The organism is Oceanobacillus sp. M60 (assembly GCF_053839645.1).
Genome location: NZ_JBSSNH010000005.1, coordinates 211,886 through 235,573 on the forward strand (window position 1 = coordinate 211,886; position 23,688 = coordinate 235,573).

The 23,688-nt window shown below is 39.0% G+C and carries 21 protein-coding genes and 1 pseudogene; 3 read left to right on the top strand and 19 right to left on the bottom strand.

The genetic code is table 11. The features are described from left to right. Nucleotides 1–346 precede the first annotated feature (346 nt). The 13 genes from trxB to ACW0TQ_RS14260 all read right to left on the bottom strand — a co-directional run bounded on the left by trxB (nucleotide 347) and on the right by ACW0TQ_RS14260 (nucleotide 16,690). Nucleotides 347–1,279, bottom strand: a complete 933-nt coding sequence (gene trxB, locus ACW0TQ_RS14200) for a thioredoxin-disulfide reductase (protein WP_042530261.1) — start codon at nucleotides 1,277–1,279, stop codon at nucleotides 347–349. An 83-nt stretch (nucleotides 1,280–1,362) separates the two neighbouring features. After that, entirely contained in the window at nucleotides 1,363–2,361 is a 999-nt protein-coding gene (locus tag ACW0TQ_RS14205) for a tetratricopeptide repeat protein (protein ID WP_042530259.1), read from the bottom strand. Between the two features lie 116 nt (nucleotides 2,362–2,477). Continuing rightward, entirely contained in the window at nucleotides 2,478–4,139 is a 1,662-nt protein-coding gene (locus tag ACW0TQ_RS14210) for a glycerol-3-phosphate dehydrogenase/oxidase (RefSeq protein WP_042530258.1), read from the bottom strand. Nucleotides 4,140–4,448: 309 nt separating this feature from the next. After that, complete coding sequence (gene glpK, locus ACW0TQ_RS14215; RefSeq protein WP_042530256.1) at nucleotides 4,449–5,951, bottom strand: glycerol kinase GlpK; 1,503 nt, start codon at nucleotides 5,949–5,951, stop codon at nucleotides 4,449–4,451. 227 nt (nucleotides 5,952–6,178) lie between these two features. Beyond that, nucleotides 6,179–7,078, bottom strand: a complete 900-nt coding sequence (locus tag ACW0TQ_RS14220; RefSeq protein WP_139089019.1) for an AEC family transporter — start codon at nucleotides 7,076–7,078, stop codon at nucleotides 6,179–6,181. An 86-nt stretch (nucleotides 7,079–7,164) separates the two neighbouring features. Then, nucleotides 7,165–8,595 carry an aldehyde dehydrogenase family protein gene (locus tag ACW0TQ_RS14225; RefSeq protein WP_256706333.1) on the bottom strand — a complete coding sequence of 477 codons (1,431 nt, stop codon included), beginning with the start codon at nucleotides 8,593–8,595 and terminating at the stop codon, nucleotides 7,165–7,167. Nucleotides 8,596–8,641: 46 nt separating this feature from the next. Further along, nucleotides 8,642–9,505, bottom strand: coding sequence for a class II fructose-bisphosphate aldolase (locus ACW0TQ_RS14230; protein WP_042530248.1), 864 nt, complete (start codon nucleotides 9,503–9,505; stop codon nucleotides 8,642–8,644). A 14-nt stretch (nucleotides 9,506–9,519) separates the two neighbouring features. Beyond that, nucleotides 9,520–10,254: a GntR family transcriptional regulator gene (locus ACW0TQ_RS14235; protein ID WP_042530246.1), complete on the bottom strand. Its 735-nt coding sequence runs from the start codon at nucleotides 10,252–10,254 to the stop codon at nucleotides 9,520–9,522. After that, complete coding sequence (locus ACW0TQ_RS14240) at nucleotides 10,235–11,407, bottom strand: diphosphate--fructose-6-phosphate 1-phosphotransferase (protein WP_042530244.1); 1,173 nt, start codon at nucleotides 11,405–11,407, stop codon at nucleotides 10,235–10,237. Before ACW0TQ_RS14240 ends, ACW0TQ_RS14235 begins: the two co-directional genes overlap by 20 nt. Continuing rightward, a complete protein-coding gene (locus tag ACW0TQ_RS14245; protein ID WP_212928323.1) occupies nucleotides 11,404–12,843 on the bottom strand; it encodes an L-fucose/L-arabinose isomerase family protein in 1,440 nt (479 codons plus the stop codon). The genes ACW0TQ_RS14240 and ACW0TQ_RS14245 overlap by 4 nt, the downstream gene beginning before the upstream one ends. Nucleotides 12,844–12,960: 117 nt before the next feature. Further along, on the bottom strand, nucleotides 12,961–14,190 hold the full coding sequence (locus tag ACW0TQ_RS14250) for a Gfo/Idh/MocA family protein (RefSeq protein ID WP_212928324.1): 1,230 nt from the start codon (nucleotides 14,188–14,190) through the stop codon (nucleotides 12,961–12,963). Nucleotides 14,191–14,221: 31 nt separating this feature from the next. Further along, nucleotides 14,222–14,899, bottom strand: coding sequence for a DUF4867 family protein (locus tag ACW0TQ_RS14255; protein WP_042530237.1), 678 nt, complete (start codon nucleotides 14,897–14,899; stop codon nucleotides 14,222–14,224). A 24-nt stretch (nucleotides 14,900–14,923) separates the two neighbouring features. Beyond that, nucleotides 14,924–16,690, bottom strand: a complete 1,767-nt coding sequence (locus ACW0TQ_RS14260) for a solute:sodium symporter family transporter (RefSeq protein ID WP_042530235.1) — start codon at nucleotides 16,688–16,690, stop codon at nucleotides 14,924–14,926. A gap of 395 nt (nucleotides 16,691–17,085) precedes the next feature. On the opposite strand from ACW0TQ_RS14260, the pseudogene ACW0TQ_RS14265 reads away from it, so the two are divergent. Both ACW0TQ_RS14265 and ACW0TQ_RS14270 read left to right on the top strand, forming a co-directional pair. After that, a pseudogene (locus ACW0TQ_RS14265) lies at nucleotides 17,086–17,658 on the top strand (transposase); the annotation flags it as partial. A 175-nt stretch (nucleotides 17,659–17,833) separates the two neighbouring features. Beyond that, on the top strand, nucleotides 17,834–18,565 hold the full coding sequence (locus ACW0TQ_RS14270; RefSeq protein WP_052484914.1) for an alpha/beta hydrolase: 732 nt from the start codon (nucleotides 17,834–17,836) through the stop codon (nucleotides 18,563–18,565). 145 nt (nucleotides 18,566–18,710) lie between these two features. On the opposite strand, the gene ACW0TQ_RS14275 is transcribed toward ACW0TQ_RS14270, so the two are convergent. Next, on the bottom strand, nucleotides 18,711–19,361 hold the full coding sequence (locus ACW0TQ_RS14275) for a hypothetical protein (protein ID WP_341173221.1): 651 nt from the start codon (nucleotides 19,359–19,361) through the stop codon (nucleotides 18,711–18,713). Between the two features lie 116 nt (nucleotides 19,362–19,477). Here ACW0TQ_RS14275 and ACW0TQ_RS14280 point away from each other — a divergent pair, with 116 nt between their 5' ends. Beyond that, nucleotides 19,478–19,606, top strand: a complete 129-nt coding sequence (locus ACW0TQ_RS14280) for a hypothetical protein (RefSeq protein ID WP_256704976.1) — start codon at nucleotides 19,478–19,480, stop codon at nucleotides 19,604–19,606. 535 nt (nucleotides 19,607–20,141) lie between these two features. Here the strand turns inward: ACW0TQ_RS14280 and ACW0TQ_RS14285 are convergent. Genes ACW0TQ_RS14285 through lgt form a run of 5 tightly spaced genes read right to left on the bottom strand, consistent with a single transcriptional unit; the run spans nucleotide 20,142 to nucleotide 23,685 of the window. Then, entirely contained in the window at nucleotides 20,142–20,675 is a 534-nt protein-coding gene (locus ACW0TQ_RS14285; RefSeq protein WP_042530231.1) for a glycerol-3-phosphate responsive antiterminator, read from the bottom strand. Then, on the bottom strand, nucleotides 20,675–21,211 hold the full coding sequence (locus ACW0TQ_RS14290) for an acyltransferase (RefSeq protein ID WP_042530229.1): 537 nt from the start codon (nucleotides 21,209–21,211) through the stop codon (nucleotides 20,675–20,677). Before ACW0TQ_RS14290 ends, ACW0TQ_RS14285 begins: the two co-directional genes overlap by 1 nt. 2 nt (nucleotides 21,212–21,213) lie before the next feature. Further along, nucleotides 21,214–21,849 (bottom strand): pyrophosphatase PpaX, encoded by a 636-nt coding sequence (gene ppaX, locus ACW0TQ_RS14295; RefSeq protein ID WP_042530227.1) that lies wholly within the window; start codon nucleotides 21,847–21,849, stop codon nucleotides 21,214–21,216. Next, nucleotides 21,824–22,771: a nucleoside recognition domain-containing protein gene (locus tag ACW0TQ_RS14300; protein ID WP_042530225.1), complete on the bottom strand. Its 948-nt coding sequence runs from the start codon at nucleotides 22,769–22,771 to the stop codon at nucleotides 21,824–21,826. Before ACW0TQ_RS14300 ends, ppaX begins: the two co-directional genes overlap by 26 nt. A 32-nt stretch (nucleotides 22,772–22,803) precedes the next feature. Then, complete coding sequence (gene lgt, locus ACW0TQ_RS14305) at nucleotides 22,804–23,685, bottom strand: prolipoprotein diacylglyceryl transferase (protein ID WP_042530223.1); 882 nt, start codon at nucleotides 23,683–23,685, stop codon at nucleotides 22,804–22,806. Nucleotides 23,686–23,688 lie beyond the last annotated feature (3 nt).

Genomic DNA, 23,688 nt, shown 5'->3' on the forward strand with positions numbered 1-23,688 from the left:
CTTCGTTTGGGCTGCGAACACCGGTACGAAGATATCCCTTCTCTTATATAGCTGACCTGTGAAACTTCGCCGCAGCTGAGACACTCTCCCTTTTTCCATTTAAACAAAAAAATGGACAGGTGAGTCACCTGTCCCAAAACTAATCTATCTATTAAAAGGGGGTCAATTAGTTAACTCTATAATACCCTTTCATTGTTTCATGCGTGTTACAGCAACGTTAAGATGCAGTTACCATAGATTAATTTTTTTATACAAATCCTAACCAAAGATGGATATGATTTGTATTTTCGACAATTTCCAATAACTATCGTATTATGCATCTCCTAAAATACGACAATTTTGCTAATTAATCTTCTAATGTTTCTACATATTTAATTGCTGTTTCCGCTGCGATACTTCCATCGCCTGTAGCTGTAACAATTTGTCTGAGGTCTTTTGCACGGATATCTCCAGCTGCAAAAATACCAGGTATTTTCGTTTCCATATTTTCAGATGTAGGAATATATCCTTCTTCATCCGTAATCCCTAAATCCGTAAATGGATCATTTAAAGGAAGCATACCGACATAAACAAATACACCGCTTGTTGGGAAGTCATATACTTCATCCGTTTTTACATTTTTTAATGAAATGCTGCTGACTTTTCCCTCTGGACCGTTAATTTTTTCAGCTATCGTATCCCAAATAAATTCAATTTTATCGTTGTTAAATGCGCGATCCTGAAGAATGCGCTGTGCCCGCAATTCATCACGGCGGTGTACAATGGTTACTTTGCTTGCGAATCTTGTCAGATACACGCCTTCTTCTACTGCAGAGTCTCCCCCGCCGACAACAACCAGTTCTTTCTCTTTAAAGAAAGCACCGTCACAAACGGCACAATAAGACACACCGCGTCCGCCAAGCTCTTCTTCGCCCGGAATCCCGAGTTTCTTATATTGTGCTCCAGTTGCAATAATCAAAGCTTTAGTATGATAAACTTTTTTTCCTGCATAAATGGTTTTATATTTGCCATGATCTTCAATCGACTTAATATCACCGTATGCATATTCTGCGCCAAACTTTTTAGCATGATCGAACATTTTATTCGACAAGTCCGGTCCTAAAATATGGTCAAATCCAGGATAGTTCTCTACATCTTCTGTATTTGCCACCTGGCCTCCCGGAATTCCGCGTTCCAGCATCAGTGTATCTAAATTTGCCCGTGAAGCATACACAGCAGCTGTCATCCCTGCTGGTCCAGCTCCGGCAATAATCACATCATATATTCTCTCTTCGGACATTCAATCCCGCCCCTTTATCCTTATAATATTCTTATTCCACCGTATAGTGTAATGAAATTAAGATTTAACGTCTATCTTTTTGCTCATTTTTTTATCGCCCAAGGCCCTTCTTCTTCTGACAGCTTGGGATGCCGCTTCAAACCCTCTTCCCATAAACGCAATGCCTTGCTTGGGTTCCCCGATTGATAAGCTGTGATGCTATACCATTTATAATAGGATGCTCTTCTTTTAGCTTGCTCCCCAGAAATATTTTGATACCGTTCATAAGCTAAACCATAATTTGCTGTTTTCGCAAAGACTTCCGCAATCCGCAGCTTTTGTTCTTCATGCATCGGATAAATATTGTTTATAATGTCGATATGCGTCTGATAATCTGCCTCTCCCGTTTCATAATAAAACAGGGCTAAATTCAAATGGCTGTGCAAATTGTTGGGATAGTCCACGAGCATATCTTCTTCAATATGCATCGCCTGTTCTTTTCTTCCTGTATAGAATAAGGCCTGGGCATAATCATGGACAGCCAGCTTCTGCTCCGGAAAGTTTTCCATGAGCTCCTCAATAAACGGAATTGCTTTTTCCCATTCATCATGCTCCATATGATAAAATGCAGTCTCCTGCAGGACAATCAGTTCATCCTCATCCTCCAGAGAAAAATTTTCTTCCTCTTCATCCTCTATTTCAATGAAGTCAAGAAGCTGCGCAGCATCATTACTGAAGTCGCCTTCTGGTTTTTTATCTAAATACATCTGCGCATACTTTTTGGCATCTTGAAGCAATCCAAGATGCGCATAGTTGTTGGCAGCTAAATAATAACAATCAATATACTCTCCAGTCTGCAGCACTTCTGTCAGCAGCTGATTGGCTTTATGATAAGCACCGGTTTCTGTATAAATAATGGATAACTGACATTTATATAAAGGAAAATGAGGCTTGTCCTCAATTGCTTTTTGAATCCATTTAATCGCAATATCAAACTTCCTTTTCTTAAATGCTTCGACACCCTTTGTATAGTAAAAGTCGCCTTCAGGAATAAATGGGGTTACGTTATTTGCAGTTGTCTTCTTATTTTTCCTTCTTAGCATGAATCAATCCCCCGTTCTTAAAGACAGTCGAGAAAAGTATACCATAGAATATAGCAGATTCCCATAAAAAATAAGACGCACGATCTGGCGTGCATCTTATTTTTTGTTTCCTTCATTTATTTATCTGGATGCGTTGTTTCGTATAATAGCTGCTCGAGTTCTTTTCGATAGACTGCTGCTTCTTCCCTGGTCCAGCCGAGCTCTTTTTCCATAAATGGCAGGACAGTATCCATATGCGTCTCCACCCATGGACGGTTGAAGAATAATGCACCGGAGCGGCGAATGAAGAAGTCTACTGCTTTATATGCCATTTCTTCATTTATTGCATATATTACCTGTGCAAATACTGCCGGTTCGATGTTTTCTTTTGCAGCTGCTTCTTTATTCTCTTTATATAGTGTAAAAATTTTATCTACATTTGCGCCATAACGCTGTGTCAGCTCTGCTGCTTCATTTTCTGATAACCCAAGGCTGCTGCCTTCTTTGACTTTTTCTGCTTTAAAATTCTTGAAGCCTTTGGATCCGCCGACTTCTCCGCCGGAAATAGGCAGGTGCTTCGTTTGGCTCTCTGTATATAGGATGCCTTCTTCTTCTTTTAACTGTTTTGCTACCATATTGACAACATGCTCGCCCATTTTGCGGTAACCAGTTAATTTACCGCCTGCCATAGAAAGTAACCCGGAATCTGATTGGAAAATCTCATCCTTACGGGAAATTTCACTTGGACTGCTTGCCCCTTCTTCCGCAATTAACGGACGGATGCCGGCCCAGCTTGATTCGACTTTACTTGCATCAATACCAACAGATGGGAACATATAATTAATGGCATCTAAAATATAATCCCGGTCCTTCTCTGTCATCGTCGGATGCGCAATATCCCCTTTATAATCGGTATCGGTTGTACCTACATATGTTTTGCCGTCACGCGGAATAGCAAAAACCATCCGGCCATCCGGTGTATCGAAATACACTGCTTGCTTCAACGGGAAGACCGATTCATCGAATACAAGATGGACACCTTTTGTTAAATGAAGGGTTTTTCCTTTTTTGGAACCATCTAATTCACGGACATCATCCACCCAAGGCCCGCCAGCGTTAATAATTTTCTTTGCATAGATTGGATGCTTTTCTTTGCTGATTTGATCCTCGGCTACAACGCCGACTACTTTGCCTTCTTCATAGATGAATTCAACTGCTTTGGTGTAGTTGACTGCTTTCACGCCGTTTTCCACAGCTTTTTTAAGCACTTCAATCGTTAAACGTGCATCATCGGTTTTATATTCTACATAAAAGCCTCCGCCGCGAAGCTCCTCTTTTTTTACAAGCGGCTCACGTTCTAATACCTCTGCCGGCTTTAACATCTCCCGACGCTCTGATTTTTTTACCCCTGCTAAAAAGTCATATACACGCAAACCAATACTTGATGTAAACGGTCCTAAATTACTTCCTTTATGGAATGGCAGCAGCATCCATTCTGGTGTCGTCACATGCGGGCCATTTTCATAAACAACCGCACGTTCTTTTCCTACCTCTGCTACCATCTTCACTTCAAATTGCTGCAGATAGCGCAGGCCGCCATGCACCAATTTGGTAGAACGGCTTGAAGTACCGGCTGCAAAATCCTGCATTTCAATCAGGCCCGTACGCAGGCCTCTTGTCGCAGCATCCAGAGAAATTCCTGATCCGGTAATACCGCCGCCGATAACTAATAAATCCAGTTGATTACTTTCTAAGGCCCCTAGTGTTTCTTTACGTTCTTTACTTGAAAAATTATGCATTATTTCCACTCCCACTCCCAGTAATGATCTATTGTTTTTATTCCCTTTATTGAAGACGGTTATTCATCAAATACAGATGAAAAGCATGAATCTGCCCGACGAACATTGGCGGGCGGCTTCATTTCCAGCACAATAAAAAAGACCACAAATGCACTGGTGTCTATACACCAGATACTTTGCGGTCTCTCCTGCTTCTCCGTCCTTTATATTAACTTGATTATATCTTAACACAGATGACTTTTATTGTATAGTCACTTGCTCGATTCGGATTTTATCTATTGCACAGCCGGTATATTACTACGTTGCCGATCAATCCTCTAATTTAAATACACGCGTCGCTTCCACCGCTTTCTTCCAGCCTTTATATAAGCGCTCACTTTCTTCTTTATCCATTGCCTCTTTAAATGTTTTCTCATTTTGCCACTGCTGTGAAATCTCTTCCTGGCTCTCCCAGAACCCAATTGCTAATCCCGCTAAGTAAGCAGAACCAAGCGCCGTTGTTTCCTGAACAACCGGTCGCTCCACGGTCACATCCAGGATATCACTCTGGAACTGCATCAAAAAGTCATTTTTTACGGCGCCGCCATCCACACGAAGCGTTTTCAAATCAATATTAGAGTCGGCAGCCATCGCCTCCATCACATCTCTTGTCTGATAAGCCAGTGATTCCAACGTTGCCCGGATAAAATGCTCCTTTTTTGTTCCTCTGGTTAATCCAAATACAGCACCGCGGGCTGCACTGTCCCAATAAGGCGTTCCTAAACCGACAAATGCCGGCACCACATAAACACCGTCTGTGGTATCAATTCTGCCTGCAAAGTCCTCACTCTCCGGACTCGATTCAATCATTCTTAAACCATCACGGAGCCACTGGATTGCTGAACCGGCAACAAAAATACTTCCTTCCAGGGCATAGGTTACCTTTCCGCCCAAGCCCCATGCAATCGTAGTAAGCAAACCATTTTCTGAACTAACCGGTTTTTCTCCTGTATTCATTAATAAGAAGCCCCCGGTACCGTACGTATTTTTAGCCATTCCCTTTTCAAAGCAGGCTTGCCCAAACAAAGCAGCTTGCTGATCACCAGCAATACCGGCAATCGGAATCTCTTCCCCAAAGAAATGATACGCCACTGTGTTGGTATAAATTTCAGATGACGGGCGCACCTCCGGAAGCATGGATTTCGGTACATCAAAAATGTCCAGAAGCTCCTCATCCCATTTTAAATCATAAATATTAAACATCAGTGTTCTGGAAGCATTGGAATAATCAGTAACATGTGTTTTTCCAGCTGAAAACTTATAAATCAGCCACGAGTCCACTGTTCCAAATAAAAGGTCTCCCGCTTCTGCTTTTTCTCTGGCACCTTCGACATGATCCAAAATCCATTTCACTTTGGTTCCTGAAAAATAAGGATCAATCAGCAGCCCCGTTTTATTACGAACGGTGTCCTCATACCCCTGCTCCCTGAGCTCTTTACAGATACCTTCTGTTTGACGTGATTGCCAGACGATTGCCCTGTAAATTGGTCTTCCTGTATGCTTATCCCATACAATCGCCGTTTCCCGCTGATTGGTGATACCGATTCCTTCTACACTGCTCGGCTCAATCCCTGTTTTATTGATTACTTGAGCTATGCATCCCAATACGGACGTCCAAATTTCATTGGCATCATGCTCCACCCAGCCCGGTTTATCAAAAAATTGCTTAAATTCGTTTTGTGCCGTTTCTACAATATCGCCTTTTTGGTTAAATAAAATCGCACGAGAACTTGTGGTACCTTGGTCAATGGATAGGATATATTTTTCGGTCATGGTAAATTCCTCCTTTTCTAATGTAGCTTCCTAAACTAAAATAAAACAGGGATCAAAAAAAGTTCACAAAGACAAAACCATAATCTTTTAAAAGATATTCTGGCACATGATGAAGGCGCTTTACTTATGCACATGCTTTATCCTATTTATTTATACATTATAATAAATTGAAAGCGGTGTAAATAATTTCAAACCTTCTTATTAATCTGTTATAAAGTTAAGATTAATTAGGTCATTAGATAAATGACAACAGGAACAGTAACCAGACTCAGCACTGTTGATATCAAGGTTGCAGCAGACACATTATTCTCTTGTACTCGAAACTGGATAGCATACATTGTCGTATTTGCAGCAGTTGGTGTAGCAGCTACAATAACCATTATTTGCTTCGTCAATTCATCAAGCGGCAACTGCCATACGATAAATAATGCTAATAAAGGAGACAGCATCAGCCGCATAGAAAGACTGAATGAAAGTAATTTCCAATCCACTTTTCTGATTGTCATGTTTGCTAGTTGCATTCCTAAGGCAATCATAATCACTGGAATTGCAGCATCTGCCATAAAATCAATCCCTTTCATTAAAGTTCCCAAGGGAATATTCAACCAGTTAAATACGATTCCAAGTGTTGCCCCGTAAATCATCGGCATGCGCAAAATCTGTCCTGCTGCATCTATGCTCCCTACATTAAATGGACTCCCTTTCGCCGCATAATAGACTCCTAATGTGCTCATTAGTAATTGCTGTAAAACCATTAATACAATGGCTACCTTCATCCCTTCTGGCCCAAACAAAAAGAGAACTAGCGGCGTACCATAATTCCCATTATTCATAAACGCACTGGATAATATTAATCCACAACGTTGTTCCTCAGAATATTTCAAGACCTTTGTAAATAAAGTAATGAATAAAATACTCAAAAAGCAAAGTCCAAGTAAAAAAATAATAAAATACATAAAGGAACTATCAATCGTCTGTAAATAAAAGGTACGAAAAACTAAAAAGGGAACAAGTATGTAAATCGCCAATCTCGATATCATGACAGTTTCTAACTTGAGAAAGGACTGCGCAATGTAGCCGACAACAAACACAAAGAAAATAGGTAGCATAATTGATAGAATAAACACTTGATCACCTTGCTTATTTTATTTATTGATGGATAACAGGGCTATCCGCTTAGAATAGCCCTGTTATCCGTCTTGCGTTAACGTAATTATTGAAATACGATTAATTTTTCCTCTGTCATTTCTTCCATCGCATACTTCGGACCTTCTTTACCGGTGCCGCTCTTTTTCACACCGCCATAAGGCATGTGGTCTACTCTGTAACCAGAAGTATCATTAATAATCAATCCGCCTACTTCAATCTTCTCGGCTGCTTTCATCACAAAGCTTAAATCATTTGTAAATAACCCTGCCTGCAGTCCATACTCGGAATCATTTACTTTTTCAATCACTTCATCTTCATCATGATACGTATCTACCGCAACTACTGGTCCAAAGACTTCATTTCTGCATACTTTCATTTCCTGATTTACATTTGTCAAAATAGTCGGCTGATAAAAAACCCCGTCGCGTTTCCCGCCAACCTGCAGCTTAGCACCTTGGCTTATCGCTTCATCCACCCAATTTTCAACACGGACAGCTTCTTTTTCGGCAATCATTGGACCAATATTTGTTGAAGCATCCGCAGGGTCACCTACCTTGAGAGCTTTTGTTGTTTCAATCATTTTCTCCAAAAAGGATTCATAAATGGCTTCATGCACAAAAACACGTTGAACCGAAATACAAACCTGACCGGCATTATTAAAGCTTTTTTGCGCAGCCGCTGCTGCACTGATCTCAATATCAGCATCTCGATGAACAATCGTTGCTGAATTATTCCCCAGTTCTAATGCTACTTTTCTTATTCCAGTATTTTCACGTATAATTTGACCTACGCTCGGGCTGCCGGTAAAGGTGTACATGTTTATTTCTTGATTGGAGGTCAGGTACTCACCGATTTCTGCTCCCTCTCCAGTTAACACGTTTAAACGTCCGACAGGAAGACCAGCCTCTTCAAATATTTCCGCCAGCAACAGCGCGGATATAGATGTTTCTTCAGCTGGTTTTAATATCACACTATTTCCCGCAGCAAGACCTGGCCCAACTTTATGACAAACTAGATTTAAAGGAACGTTAAATGGTGTGATGGCAGCTACGACCCCAACTGGTGCTTTTATTGTCAAAGCTTTCCTATTTTCCGAACCCGGTGCTGACTCTATTGGCACTCCCTCTCCATGGATACGCTTTGCTTCTTCTGCCGAAACTTCCAATGTTAACGCCGCTCTTTCCACTTCACCAATTGATTCTGTTAAAGGCTTCCCAACTTCTTGAACAAGGACATTAGCAACGCTCTCTTTTCGTTCCAATAATAATTCAGAAGCTTTTTTTAAAACATGAAAGCGCTCGTAAGGTGGAAATGGTGTTTTTAAAGCCTTTTTAGCTGCTGCAACACTTGCAGTTACATCGCTTTCTTCCGCTACAGAAATTTCAGCAATCACTTCTTGTGAATATTTATTGAAAACCGGAAGCTTTCTATCCCTCTCTGTCCATTTTCCATCAATGAAAAGACCATAGATATTTTTTAACAATACATTATTCATCATAACATCATCCTTTCATAACATAAGGTTACTATCTTTTGTTTTCTTATAAATCCTTTGCTTTTCCTTTGCTTCCAAATACCTTTATTTTTTCCTGAACTTTTTTCTTTAAATAATCTTTTCCGTTTCCTAATGAATTGGCTAAAACAATTTCATCCGGATTCTGTTTAAAAGTTTCTTTTACACCATTTGTAAACGCCTGACGCAATTCTGTATCTACATTAATTTTGGCAACACCTAATTGGATTGCTTTTTGAACCTGTTCATCAGGAACATCTGAGCCTCCATGGAGCACTACGGGACGTTGAACAGCCTTTGAAATAGCATCTAATCTCTCAAATCGTAATTGAGGTGTTTGTTTATACAGCCCATGAGCAGTACCAATAGAAACAGCTAAATAATCTACGTCTGTTGCTTCTACAAAGGCAACTGCTTCTTCTGTCGTTGTAATAAGGGCATCTTTTTCATCGACAGAAATATCATCTTCTGTTCCGCCTATTTTGCCAATTTCTCCTTCAGAACCGATATGAAGCGCTTTTGCTACCTGAACGACATCACGTGTAATGCTGCTGTTTTCTTCAAAAGATCTTGCAGAACCATCAAACATGACAGATTGAAAGCCAAGCTGAACAGCCTGCATTGTTTGCTCAAAACTCCTGCTGTGATCCAAGTGGATAGCGACCGGAATTGTAAATTGTTTTGCATAGATATCTATCAATGCTTTCATTGATTCCATTCCTAATGTCTGAATAACCTTTTGCCCCACTTGGATCATAATTGGCGCCTGTTCTTCTTCTGCCGCCTCTAAAATCCCTAAAATGGTTTCTGCATTATGCGCACTGAAAGCTCCAACGCCATATCCATTCTCATAAGCATGCTGAAGCATTACCTTTCCGTTTATAAATGACATGCTGTGTCCACTCCCTATCTTTTTAATTCAATACTATATTGATATTTATCGCTTCGATATCTTGTTTTGGTATATTCAATTGGACGATCGTCCATTCCATAGCTGACTTTTGTCATTTCTAACAGAGCTTCCCCCGGACGAATCCCTAAATAATCCGCTTCATCCATTGTTGCGTTAATTGCTCTGATGGTTTCTTTTGCACGCTTCAAATAAATATTATGCTGCTCTAAAATTTCATAGTAATGCGCTTCATTCAGATTATGTGTCTGCAATAATTCTCCAATGTCCTTTGGCCAGCAGGATCTTTCAATCGCTATTGGAATATCATCTGCCAGCCTGATTCTTTCCACCAGCAGGATAGGATCTTTTTCAGAAACCTCTAATATATCCTTTTCGAAAAAAAACGTTGATTTAAATTCGCTTCGTAAAACCTTTGCTCTAGGGATTTGTCCTCTTTCTCTTGCTTCTTCTGTAAACCCTTTTAGCTTGCCCAAGTGTCCTACCAGATTTTGCGGCCGGACAACAGTCCCTCGTCCCTGTTTCTTTTCAAGTAAATTATCCTGAACAAGCAAGTTTATTGCTTGTCTTATGGTCGTTCGGCTGACATCAAATTCTGAAATTAATTCTTGCTCTGTAGGAATAAGCGTATCCGCCTTCCAGATACCTTCCTGAATACGTTTATATAATTCTTTCTTCACTTGTAAATACAATGCCTCGCCTTTTTTAGGCTCAAAACGGCTCCCTGACATAACTATCTCTCCTAGGAATCGGTGAAGGATAAGAAGGAAGGTCTTCTCCAATTAATGGAGTCAACCACTCATAATATGCCTGATGATTATCAATAAAATAATCCGGCAGCAACCTTTCTCCCTCTTGAACTACTTCCTTCAAATCGACTGGTATTTTATTTATATTATAGTCGAATTGTTTCGTTCTTTGTAGGGAAACCATGATTTTATTTTTGCCTTCTCTTAACCATTTGCCCCCACAGATTCCAGCTTGAGATGCTTCCTTATAGTCCACTGGTGAAACAGACATGGAAGAACTGCGCTGGTTCATCCCCAGCAGCTCTGCTCTTGCCATTATCTTTAATTCCTTTTTTATTAAAAACTCGATTTCTGAGGAAATCCCGCCAAGTATCTTTCTGCCATCAACAACTTCCTTCTCAATTTGATCTGCTCCTTCCCATTTCACCCCCTCACTCACTACGATTACAGCACAACCATTCTTCTGAATTATTTTATCAACTTCTTTTAAGAATATTTCTTTTTTTACAGGTCTTTCCGGAATTAAGATGATATGCGGACCGTCCTCTTCATATCTGCGAAGAAATCCAGTAGCCAGCGCCAGCCAGCCGGCATTTCTACCCATCGTTTCTAAGATTCGGACCTGTTCAAAATTTCTCATGGAATAAAGATCTCTGCTGATATCTAAGGTTGATTGAGCAACATACCTTACCGCACTGCCAAAACCCGGCGCATGATCCGTTCCTCCCAAATCATTATCCACTGTTTTCGGTAACCCGATAACTTGTAATTCATACCCTGTATTTGCCGCTTCCTGTTCAATTTTACTTAAAGCTTCCATTGTGCCGTTACCACCGATTACGACAAGCGCATCTGCCTGTATGTTTCTTAATTGCTGAACACATTGTTCGATATGCTCAGCTTCCAAAGGAAATCGTCCAGACCCAAGGCAGGCTCCCGGCACATGTTTGTTTTCTACAATCCAGCTGTTTATTTCATCTGTTCCATCCAAAAAATTTCCGTAAACCAGGCCTTCGTAGCCGTTTTGTAAAAAGGTAAGGTTGTATTCATCCATCACTTCCTCTACAAAACCCGCTAATGTTGCATTGATAACAGAAGTTGGACCGCCTGCCTGTCCTATAACAACCTTTTTCATGAAAGAACTTCTTCCGAACGACTGTTATATACCACAGTTTCAATATTCAGCTGTTTGCCCAACTCGATTAATTCATCCGTTATATCTGCATATACAAGGGCGTAATGTGGTTCAAATCCTTCATCCATTAAATCATAAAGCGTATCTGTTACGTTTGTTCCCAATTCTACTTCTACAGAGGTTCCATTAAAACGCTGCGGTGTATCCAATGCTTCTCCTGACATGATAAGCATGCGGTATCCTTCCGGTGTATAGCTTACTCTGAAAATAGTTACTTTTCCCGGTTTTAAACCAAATTCCATGGTAAATCCCAGTTTTCTATTTGGATGGACCCCGGGACGTGCTCCAGTTTTTGGATTTGCTAAAGAATATGCACCTGCCCCGCAATGCCAAAATACCACAGAATTGCTTTCTTCATTAACATGTACCATATCTCCTAAATAAGGAGCACTTCCTCCTGACAGCTGCTGCAGAATTGACATCGAGATAGCCCCATGAATATCCGATTCACAAGCTGAAACGATACCGTCTTCAGTAAATTGTGATAGTGTTGAGCAGGCTGCAGCACCTAATTTATTGAAAAATTCCGGGTAACAACGTACTGCTGTTCCTGTAAGTTCCTCTTGATCAATTTGCTCTTTGACATAGGTGGTGAATTGTGCAAATCGTTCTACTGTTTCATCAGATCTGTTTAATCCAATCACCTGCTTCTCAGCTCTCTCAATGGCTCCAATCCATTTTTCCTTCGGGAGCTCCACACATTTCTCAAACGCTTCATTTAAATCAAAAAATTTCACCGAAACTCCCAGCTGTTCTCCAAGTTTTTCTTCATTTGTACCAGAGAAAAAGAATCCTGGTGGATGATCTCCAAAAACGCCAATTTTAATATTTTGAAGGTCTTTAATAACTTTTTCTACTTCTGATTTTTGTTTCGTATTTACCTCAATCAGGGTATTAATTGTTTTTACGTTTCTTTCCTTTTCTTCTTGAACCCCATTTAGATAGTTCGATAATATTTCTTTGACTCTTGATTCTCCTGCATTGCCAAATACAAAGACATACGGATGTTTCGCAGCTTTTAGGTGATGGCTGGTTGCATTTCCTCCAGTTAGAGAATTTAACCGTAATCTTCCGCCAACACTAGGCTCTCTGACACTCCAGACTATAATCGGAGCTTTCACTACTTGAATCAGTTCTTCCACAGCAGCAGCATCAGCAAAAGTTGCATGTTGATAGACAACGTAGGATATATCATTTAAATCCTCTGTATTCAGAAAATCCATTACATCTTCAGTAGACGTAATAATCTCATTTGGTTCTATTAACGTATCAGCCAATTCATGTAAGAGTTTTGAGCTTTGTTCCCTCTGCTCTTCAGCAGCTTTTAAATCAAACGTTTTTCTTCCAATTGGAATATATACTATTTTATTAACCATGTAACTTCCCCTCTTTCCAAAAACATTTTATAAACACTGAATTAGAAATTGAATTTCAAAGTAACTCAGCTTTTTGAACACCTTCTTTATAGAAGGATTCTTTCTATCAGATTCTTCTTAGTTATTCACCACCGTGTCTTTCGGATTTGCAGCTAAAAAATCATTTATAATTACTTTTTCACCGGTTCTTAATGATTCTTCTGCCGCCAATCCTACAACGATAGACCAGAAACCTTCCTCTACAGTGGCAGTCGAAGTTGTTTTTCCTAAAATATTATCTACAAAGTAAACATGTTCATAATAAGTTGCTCCGCCATGTCCACTTTTTTGAATCTCTGTCGGATAAACCGGCGTAGAAGTTTTTGAAGGACTTCCTCCTGCACGAATAACCTCCAAATAGTTATCTGGTCCTTCTAATGGTACAAACCGTTCTGTTTCAGTAGCTTTCAGACGTCCTTCATTTCCACAAAGCACTAATTCTTCATAAAACATAGGTGAAAACATAGATAAATTAAAATTACATTGAATACCATTTTCATATTTTACAATGACAAAGCCGCTATCAATAATATCTGAACTTTCCCCCTCATATTGGAAGGTTTGAAAGTTTACTGCCTGGCTTCCTGTTGCATATACTTCTACAGGCTTCGATTGCGCAAATAAATTAAATAAATCGAAGTAATGACAGCATTTCTCTACAAATGTTCCCCCTGATTTTTCGGAGAATTTATTCCATTGCCCTACTTTATCAAGGAAAGGTACACGATGCTCCATAATGGAAATCGTTTTAATGTCACCAACTGATTTTCTTTCCAGTGCTTCATGAATTGCTTCTACATAGATTGGTTTATAACGGTATTGCAAACCTATTTGAAAAATACTTGGGTAATCTTTAGCAATCTCCATGATTTCGTATGCATCTTCCAGATTTGTGGTCATTGGTTTTTCTAAAAAAATATGTTTTTTCGATTTCGCCGCTACCCGCACAACATCTATATGCGTATAGTTTGGCGTACAGATTAACAATGCATCCGCTTCCGGATCATTACATGCTTCTTCTAACGATTCAAATACGTTTATATCTCCAGCCTGCAATTCATTAACAAATACGTCTTTCGCCTGCTCAATACTTTTTTCATTTGGATCATATAATCCATTAATGGTTGCCCGGCCTTCCAGTATGGTTACTTTCATATGTTCCTGCCCAATATTCCCTGTACCTATTAAATTGAATTTTAATTTAGGCTGATTCTCTGCGGTCAGATAACGATCTTCCCCTGGTAAATAATCAAATTTTGATTTATCGAAACCCGCTAAAATATCTAATTCCTGTCTTTCTACTGTCATTTCTCCATCTCTCCTTTAAATTTAGTAAATCTTATATCGTTTCTAATTTAAAATTTTCTCCAATAATTCCAGGATAGGCACCTTTAGAAATAAGCGGTGTTCTATCTGGATGTGCAAGCAGCCATTTATTTTTCATAAATAGCAGTTTGTCCTCTTCGGTTATCACTGATTTGCTGAAATCAATAGGTTCATTGGTTCCTTTAGGTAAGATAACCATACACTTAAAACCTTCCTCATTCACTTTACAAGGTGCAAAATGCAATGTAGTCTGATAAATTTCTATCATTGTTCCTTTAGGCAAATAGAAAATATCCAGATTTTCCGTTTTATACTTATTTTTGTGAATATCTCCGGTGTGTCCTAAAATAAGAATTAAATCGGTAACAGCAATGTTGATTTCACTGCCTTTATGATATTCTAACCCATTCAAATGACTATTGGGACCATTACAATATCCAACCTGTATCTCCATTCCTCCAAACAGGGTTGTTTGGATTTTTTCTGTCAGCTTTGCTTTTTCTAAAGCTGTATCAGAAGCAATATATTGATTTACATCCTGAGGAATCTCTATCTGCTTCATGGTTTCATTCCATTCGCTCCAATCAAATCCCGTTAGGATCCTGCCATATTTTTTAAATTTATCCGCTGTAATAGAGTGAATCGTCTTATTTGAATTATTTTCTTGCAATTTCTTTAGTAGATTATTCATCCTCTACCTCCCTCATATATAATGCTAAGCTTCTTTCTTTAGTTGCTCTTCATGACTGCTTAACAGTTTGTCTGCATATTTTTTATTCCACGATTTAAGTGCAATAAGATAAAGAATGATCGTTACAACGATAAGAGCAATCGTTGCCGGCCAGAACCAGCCTGAGATAATATTTTCCGGCGAAGCCACGCCAATTGGCGAGAATAAAATATAACTGAATACCATTGCACTTAATAACAGAATCGTTACTGGCAATGCATATTTCCAAGGAACCATGCTAACCTGCGCGTTAACTTTAAATACAAATGGCTCTTCTAAAGGCTTTACCATTCCAATCACAAGCATAAGCGCAACTTCAATTACAAACATTAACCCTTGAATGTGAATGAAGTTGATAGCTAATTCCACATTAAAGAATGTTGGCAACCCCCAAATCAAGAAATAATATGCTATTACATGGAGTATAATCGTAACTTTCGGCGCTATGGAAGGAACACGTTTAGAAAAAATCCCCACTAACACAATTGCAATAATTGGAATATTGAAAAATCCAGTAAACTGACGAATCAGAGTCCATAACCCGTCAGGAGCATTGATTAACAACGGAGAAATAAAAAACGTTATTAATGCCAAAATCGTTCCAAACCACTGACTGACACGTATCATTTTTCTATCACTGGCATCTTTGTTAATAACTACCTTATAGACATCATATACAAACAACGTAGAAGCACTATTTAATAAGGAGTTAAAGCTGGAAAAAACAGCTCCTAATAATACAGCTAAGAAAAATCCATTTAAAAATGTAGGGAAGATATCACTGATTAATGTTGGATATGCCAGATCCATTGTCTCTAACCCCGGTCCATATAAATGGAAAGCAATAATACCTGGAATCATCATCAAGAATGGAACTAAAATTTTTAGGAAACCTGTAAATAACGCTCCTTTTTGACCTTCTGCCAAACTTTTTGCACCCAGTGTTCTTTGAATAACATACTGATTTGTGCCCCAATAAAATAAATTAGCAAATAGCATTCCTGTAAAAATAGCTCCAAAGGGAACTCCATCATCACTTGATCCGATAGCATTCATTTTTTCCGGATGTTCTGTCGTAATCGTTTTCATTCCTTCGAATAAATTACCATCACCTAGAGCAATGAAACCCAGAACTGGTACAAGCAAACCAACAATCAATAATCCAATTCCATTGATTGTATCCGAAATAGCTACAGCTTTTAAACCGCCAAAAATAGCATAGATAGAACCAATAATACCGATAACCCAAACTACTACCCACATCGATTGCTCAAAACTAATCCCAAGCATATTAGGTATATCGAATAATTGTAATACCGCAATAGATCCCGAATAAAGTACAGAAGGGATTGTAATCAATCCATATCCCAGCATAAACAATAACACAATCAACAATCTCGTACCCTGGTCAAATCGGTTATTGATAAACCCAGGAAGTGTTGTGAAGGCTCCGCCCAAATATCTTGGAAGTAACACAAGAGCCAGCATAATAACAGAGAATCCAGCTGTAACTTCCCAGGCCATATTTGATAAGTTTGCACTATATCCTTGTCCATTTAAACCAATTAATTGTTCGGCAGATAGGTTTGTTAAAATTAATGATCCGGCTATAAACCCGCCGGTCAATCCTCTGCCAGCTAAAAAATAACCTGTTGAATCACTTACTGTATTCTTTGTTTTATGATAAGAATACCAAGCCACCAGTCCCATAAAGAAAGCACATGTTATTAATGTAAATGCAATACTCCCCATCCTTGCTCCTCCTTTTAGATAACACGTTATTTCGTATTTTTAAACGTCCTGCCCCTCGACTGTTTTATTTGTTATCCATTTTTAATTACTCAAATTTAAATCTACCCCCTAGTTAACATCATTATGTTTTAAAAAACATCACTATCTTTAAACATATTATATTGGAAACGTATTCAAAAATGCAAGCTTTTTTTTAATTTTTTTAATGAATTATAGTTTAACAGGGCATATTTATATAGAAAACTGTTGCAGATTCAGACAAAGGTCAGATAAAGAACTGCATTTCGATTATTATTTTTTCTTTATTACTCAACTTTCGCAGCTAGAAACAACGTTCAAATTAATTAGCTGTAAAGCTTATATCTGTTCCATTACGGCCATTGACAAATGAAATAAAGAATACGGTTTATCGACTTTTAAACAAGTCCACCTTTGCCGGGAGAAGATTTTTATTGTACCTGAGCAATCATACCATCAAAAAGTTAACAAACCTAACCGATCATAATTGGCCGAAAACATTGATTGTAGACGATTGTTCGCATAACCGTAACCACAGTAAATTGGTTGAATTATTGGCTCGCTATTTTAACCATTCATCCCAAAAAATGCGCTTTTATAAAGGATTTCGCATGCTTACTCTTGGGTGGCCCGATGGCGCCACTTTCATTCCAGTAGACTTTTCTTTATTAAGCTCGAAGAAAAGCCAAATTAACGACATTTCATCAAAGATTGACAAGCGTAGTTCAGGCTATAAACGCAGAGTAGAAGCACTTCAAACTACAGCCGAACAAATACCTGGTAAGATTGAGCGTGCCATGAAAACAAGCGTGGATGCCTCTTATGTGCTGATGGATTATTGATTCACGTACCAGCCTCTCGGATAGAGATAAAGACCAAGGGCTTGATGTTATTGGCATGGTGAAAACTTGAAACAACGTTACCCCTTTCAAGATAAGCACGTAAGCCTACTTATCAAGATTATTAAATCAGAACTTAGAAGTAGTCAAATAATTAACAAAAGATACATATGGAATAATATACGTAACAATAATATGATAAGATTTACAAGGAATAATAAGCATTTTGGATTTTAAACGTTATATACTTTTATAATGGATGAGTTAAAATGAAGGAGATTTTTCTTTGAAAATTTTCAAAAGAACTATGTTAATCGTTGGAGGACTAGTCTCTCTAGCAGCTATATGTTTTTTTATCTGGTCACAAATCACATATAAGCCTACTAATGAACTTAAAGAGCTTGTTAATCTTTCCGAGGTAACTAATAATGAGGAAGGCTCTACTTATGTTTTTACACCAGAAGAACCATCCAAAGTTGGAATTATATTATATCCTGGTGCTAAAGTAGAAACACTGGCATATAGCTATCTCGCGGAACAACTAGCAAACGAAGGCTATAATGTGTTCATACCATCAATGCCATTAAATTTTGCCATATTCGGGATAGATAGAGCGGATGAAGTCATGCAACTTGATGAATCAATTACAACTTGGTATATTGGCGGACATTCATTAGGTGGATCAATGGCAGCGGCTTATACAAAAAAAAATCCTGACAACGTTGATGGATTATTCTTTCTGGGATCGTATACAAACGATAGCAATAATTTATCAGAGCTAACTATTCCTTCTCTTTCTATCTATGCAGAATTTGATGGATTAAGTACCTTGAATAAAATCGAAAAAAATCGTATCTATAATCCGAAATCAACTGAGTACTTTGAAATTAAAGGTGGAAATCATGCGCAATTTGGTATGTATGGTGAGCAAAAAAATGATTTAGATGCATCTATATCTCCGAAGAAACAGCAGGATTTGGTCATTGAAAAAATCATTAATTGGCTAGAGCAGTTATGATTCTTAATTTAGCTAAATGAAAAATGAGGAGGTAGCACACCGTTTATTTGTGAAGAACTGTTGCTACCTCCTTCTTTAAAAATGCTTCCATTATTTAAACTCATGTTTATAAAATTGACTTTAATAAAGCCGTCTATATATTGAGTTAAGTTTTCCTCTGAAAGTAAGCTGTTCCAAGTAATGAAATGATTAATATCAACTCAAAAAGATTGGTAATAGCACCGCTCTTTATAGGCCACTGAATAGCACTTCCAATTATCATTAATAAAGAGCCAATAAAAAAACAAGCCCATTTCTGTTTAATCCATATGAGGATAGAAACTACAACTAATACGAATGAGACAACCAATATCATGAATGGGGGACCGCTTGAAGGATCTAAGCTCCTATAACTCAGCACTCCAAATTCCCATTTTGCTTCGATGTTAAGATTAAATACTTCAGTAAATAATTCCAAAAACACGAGTAATGCAGTTAAACCTATAGCCAAAATTCGGATAGAAGTCTTTCTTGCCCATTGCATGTTTGCTTGCTCAAGTGTTTTCCAAGCGAATAATACAAGCAATGGCGTAAAGAAAGCATGTATCCAATACCTTGCAATATTTAGGTTTTCTAAGAAATCTCCTTCACCAATAATACGGCCTATAGTAAGGAAGGTATTATCATAGAATAGACCTGCGATAACAGGTAATAAGTATATGGAGCTTTCAACATAAGGTTTCTTTAATAACCTTATGACTAATAGGAGTAATATGAAATAACTGATCGAAAAAATAGCAAAGAAAATAGTATCCATTGGGTTTTCCTTTTGTTCCTAAGTTTTTAGCCAATATATCTTGCTTATATTAACTGTATCCATTTACAGTATACAATAAACCACCTAACACATTTATTTTAATAGCATATGCAAAAATGGTTGAAACAATTCTTTTATTATCATCTGTATTTTCTCGATTTGTTTATGTGTTGGAATTATTGCATATGGAAACCGCAGTAAAAGAATATGAAGGGAACAAAGCAGAAGAAGAGAAAGGAGCATAAATTTCGTAAACTAATTTTAAAACAGGTTCTATAAATAGAAACAATTGGCATTTTTTATTTACACTCCGATACAAATTAACTATATATTCCTCCATTAGGAAGGGTTTTATGTTTCTGTTTCACCGAGTATTGCGTACGCAGAGTGGCAATTCTCCTTAAATGATTAAGCCTTCCCAGATATTATAGAAGCATCTTGTACTACGGCCCCCGGCTGACTTCTGATAGTTCAGTGAACATTCGCATGTTCAGTTACGACTGTGTACCGCATTTCTATCAGGCCTCCCAGGGTAATTACACACTCTTCTTCTTCATGTCCCCACTTCATTTACTCTATGCACCCTTTCGCAGTAAGGCTTGTTTTGCAGTCTTACCCAAGCACCTCTAGCCTTCTATGAAGTTCGTGTTCCTAAGGTTAACCACTACTACTCCCTTCGCAGATCGGGACTTTAACCCTACAGAGTATACGCATGCCTCGTACACAAAAAGGGTGTTGTAACTTCTTCCAACCCGCCCATCTAAATCGCCGCCGCTACCTTTAATCCCAAAGCTTCCGGCTTGAAGTAGAAACAGCAACCGCTCCAGTATCTAATGCTGCTTTCACCTGCTCTTCCTCTTTAATCAAACCGCCGGCAATGACAGGAATATCAATTTCTCCCGTTATCTCTTCAATCACTTCAGGCATCAGTCCAGGCAAGATTTCAACATAATCCGGATGAAATCGCTGAATAAGCTTAATGCTCTGTTCTAACGCCGCACTGTCCAAGATAAAAACACGCTGGATTGCCAGCAATTTATGCTTCTTAGCAGCGGCAATCACATTGCCGCGAGTTGTTAAAATTCCATCCGGCTTTATTTCACGCTGCAGAAATTCCATGCCGTACTCGTCTGCTTTCAATCCTTGGATCAAATCAAAATGGACTAATACCTTTTTATTTGCGCGATGAGCGTAATCAATCATACTCTTGAGCTGAACTAATCTGGATTCTAAAATAATAATATGTTCGTGATTACTTTCCAATACTTTCTCAAAGTCCTTCATCCGCCGTACAGCAGGCAATACCCCATGCATCAAGAATTCCTCCCTTCATGCCCATCCGGTGATTGACGCGATTCCATTTCTTCCTTGGTATAAATAATCCGCATTGGATTCCCCCCTGCAAAAGCTCCAGCCGGGACATCTTTATGAACAAGTGTCGCAGCCGAGACAATCGCTCCATCACCGATATGCACCCCCGGCAATATCGTCGAATTGGCTCCGATCATAACCTCATTGCCAATATGCACCTCGCCCAGACGATATTCTGTAATTAAATATTCATGTGCTAAAATGGTGGTGTTATAACCGATAATGCTGTTATCTCCAACCTTGATTTTTTCAGGGAACATGGAATCAGGCATCGCCATTAAAGCAAAGGATGTACGTTCGCCTACTTTCATGCGCAACAGATGCCGATACAGCCAATTTTTCATTCTTAAAAAAGGGGTATATCGCGCAACCTGAATGACAATAAAATTCTTCACTATTTTAAAAAAAGATACGGTACTGTACATCTGCCATAGAGAATTTGCTTTATGATGAACCTTATACCTTTCCGTTCTCCGCATGCCTATTCACCTGCCACTGTTAATAAATCCCTCATTGTATCCAAATAATAGGTTGGATGATAGCTTTTTAAAAAGGCTTCCGTTTTCTCGGACCAGCTTACTGCCGCCGTTTGTGTGCCTGCCCGCTGTCCGGAAACAATGTCATGAAAATTATCTCCGACCATTAACGTTGTCTCCGGATCGGCATCCAGCAAACTCATCGCTTTTTCCACCGGTTCCGGATCAGGCTTTTTATTTACTACATCATCATAGGTAATGATGACCGAAAAGAAACCCGTCAGCTTGGTTAAATCCAGCCCCATCATCACCGTTTTTTTAATTTTTGTGCTGACGATTCCTAATGTAATATCCTTTTCATACAGCTGTTTGATTGTTTCATATACATCCGGAAAAGCTTCTACATAACGGTCATGCTCTCTCATATTATACTCCCGGTACGCAGCGACCATTTGCTCAGACAGCCCCGGATTTATTTCATAAAAGGTTTCATTTAGCGGCGGTCCGTTAAGATGTTTTATTTCTTCCGGTGTAAACTGCATATCAAATTGTTGAAATGTATGTTCAAATGAAGCACGTATCAGCTCATTTGTATCAATCAACGTTCCGTCCAGATCAAACAGAATGGTACGAATGCTCATGATGCATTTTCCTTTCTTCTTTTTTCCAGAAATAAGCAAGCGTCATCGTTAAAATAATCGCTACCGATAACCGGATAATCAATAATGGCCAAACTGGAATACCAAGCGGAATAAAGACTAGTGTATCTTCGACGACCGCATGGCAGGATACCAGAAAAATCAAGGCTAAATACATATCCTTCTTTGGCACATTATCTTCCTTTACTGCCTGCATCATAAGACCTGCTCCATAAGCAAGTCCAATCGTCAACCCGGCAACCATCGTCATGGAAGCCCGTTTATCTATCCCCAGCAGCTTCATAAACGGAGCGAATTTATTGGATAAAGCTGTCATCCAGCCCAGCTCCCGCATAACCTGCATAATAATCATTAACGGAATAACGATACAAGCTAGTTGAACAATTGCTGTCAGCGCAGCCTGCGCGCCATGGAGTGCAATCTCCCACCAATTATCCAGCACTACTTCATTACTGGAAATGAATCCATATTGAGCAAGCTCTGAACCGCCATTCCAGAATAAATTAATCAGTAGCCCGGAAATGACAGCCAGTCCGACCCGAATACCGACGATGACCCACCATCTTACTCCGACACTGGTTGCTACAGCAGATTCAATAAAAAGATTATGAGAGAACGACAGCATGACTGCCATAATAAAGACTTCCTTCACTGTAAAATCAAAGGAAATAATCGCTGCAATACCTGCATATAAATTCAAGCCATTCCCTAAAACAAGCGGAACAGCGGCTTCACCTGACAAACCGAATAACCCCATAAGCGGGGAGATGATATTCATAAACCAGGGGAAAACTGGTGTAAACTGTAAAATCGTTATAATTAATGTAATGGGGAAAATAACCTTTCCAAGCTTTAGTGTGGTCTTTAACCCCTCTTTCAATCCCCTGTAAAGCATCCCTTTCATTTTCTTACCTCATTTCAACTTAGACAATTCCATTACTTCTTTTTCTTCTTCTTTTTACCTTTATTTTTATTCGACGGCTTTGCCTGTTTCTTTTTCGCAGGCACGTCAAGGTAACGGTCGTTGGATGTTTTTATCAGATACAGCATCATGATAACTCCTGCTACAATCGTTAGTATGGAAACAACCTGCGCCGTTCGCAGTTCACCAATAACATATAAACTGTCTGTCCGGAGTCCTTCGATATAGAACCTTCCAATCGAATAGGTAACGGCATACATTAAAAATACCATGCCGCGTTTTGGATTGATCCTGCGGAAAAACAGCAGTCCGAAAAATATCAGGAAATTCCAGACGGATTCATATAAAAATGTCGGGTGATACATCACACCGTCAATCACCATCTGATTCATAATAAAGTCCGGCAAATACTGATGGAAGCTCTCATAAGCCGCCTCGGAAATTGGCCCGCCATGCGCTTCCTGATTAACGAAATTCCCCCAGCGTCCAATTGCCTGACCTAAGATTAAACTTGGTGCAATCACATCAGCAAGACGCCAGAAAGAAATTTTCTTTACTTTTGTGAACACGATAGCTGTGAGAACCCCGCCGATAATAGCTCCATGGATAGCGATACCGCCCTCCCAGACGGCAATCATCTTCCAAAGCGGACCATTTGCATATTGTTCAAATTCAAAAATGACATAATAGATTCTCGCTGAAATAATCGCAATCGGCACAGCAAAAATAATGAAATCCATAATGGTTTCTTTGCCAAGGCCGACTCTTTCTGCTTCCCTCGTTGCTAAATAAACGGCTAATACGGCCCCAACGGCGATAATAATACCATACCAATAAATGGTTAATGGCCCCAGTTCTAAAAACACGCGATCAATAGGAGCGTCTGTCCCAGTCATCTA

Excerpts from the sequence above, each read along its gene's own strand:
- ACW0TQ_RS14275 (WP_341173221.1), bottom strand. The coding sequence starts at position 19,361 with ATGGATACTATTTTCTTTGCTATTTTTTCGATCAGTTATTTCATATTA.
- ACW0TQ_RS14280 (WP_256704976.1), top strand. The coding sequence starts at position 19,478 with ATGGTTGAAACAATTCTTTTATTATCATCTGTATTTTCTCGATTTGTT.
- ACW0TQ_RS14205 (WP_042530259.1), bottom strand. The coding sequence starts at position 2,361 with ATGCTAAGAAGGAAAAATAAGAAGACAACTGCAAATAACGTAACCCCA.
- ppaX (WP_042530227.1), bottom strand. The coding sequence starts at position 21,849 with ATGAGCATTCGTACCATTCTGTTTGATCTGGACGGAACGTTGATTGAT.
- ACW0TQ_RS14285 (WP_042530231.1), bottom strand. The coding sequence starts at position 20,675 with ATGCATGGGGTATTGCCTGCTGTACGGCGGATGAAGGACTTTGAGAAA.
- ACW0TQ_RS14260 (WP_042530235.1), bottom strand. The coding sequence starts at position 16,690 with ATGGGGAGTATTGCATTTACATTAATAACATGTGCTTTCTTTATGGGA.
- ACW0TQ_RS14290 (WP_042530229.1), bottom strand. The coding sequence starts at position 21,211 with ATGCGGAGAACGGAAAGGTATAAGGTTCATCATAAAGCAAATTCTCTA.
- trxB (WP_042530261.1), bottom strand. The coding sequence starts at position 1,279 with ATGTCCGAAGAGAGAATATATGATGTGATTATTGCCGGAGCTGGACCA.
- ACW0TQ_RS14250 (WP_212928324.1), bottom strand. The coding sequence starts at position 14,190 with ATGACAGTAGAAAGACAGGAATTAGATATTTTAGCGGGTTTCGATAAA.
- ACW0TQ_RS14225 (WP_256706333.1), bottom strand. The coding sequence starts at position 8,595 with ATGAATAATGTATTGTTAAAAAATATCTATGGTCTTTTCATTGATGGA.
- lgt (WP_042530223.1), bottom strand. The coding sequence starts at position 23,685 with ATGACTGGGACAGACGCTCCTATTGATCGCGTGTTTTTAGAACTGGGG.
- ACW0TQ_RS14210 (WP_042530258.1), bottom strand. The coding sequence starts at position 4,139 with ATGCATAATTTTTCAAGTAAAGAACGTAAAGAAACACTAGGGGCCTTA.
- ACW0TQ_RS14300 (WP_042530225.1), bottom strand. The coding sequence starts at position 22,771 with ATGAAAGGGATGCTTTACAGGGGATTGAAAGAGGGGTTAAAGACCACA.
- ACW0TQ_RS14240 (WP_042530244.1), bottom strand. The coding sequence starts at position 11,407 with ATGAAAAAGGTTGTTATAGGACAGGCAGGCGGTCCAACTTCTGTTATC.
- ACW0TQ_RS14230 (WP_042530248.1), bottom strand. The coding sequence starts at position 9,505 with ATGTCATTTATAAACGGAAAGGTAATGCTTCAGCATGCTTATGAGAAT.
- ACW0TQ_RS14255 (WP_042530237.1), bottom strand. The coding sequence starts at position 14,899 with ATGAATAATCTACTAAAGAAATTGCAAGAAAATAATTCAAATAAGACG.
- glpK (WP_042530256.1), bottom strand. The coding sequence starts at position 5,951 with ATGACCGAAAAATATATCCTATCCATTGACCAAGGTACCACAAGTTCT.
- ACW0TQ_RS14245 (WP_212928323.1), bottom strand. The coding sequence starts at position 12,843 with ATGGTTAATAAAATAGTATATATTCCAATTGGAAGAAAAACGTTTGAT.
- ACW0TQ_RS14235 (WP_042530246.1), bottom strand. The coding sequence starts at position 10,254 with ATGTCAGGGAGCCGTTTTGAGCCTAAAAAAGGCGAGGCATTGTATTTA.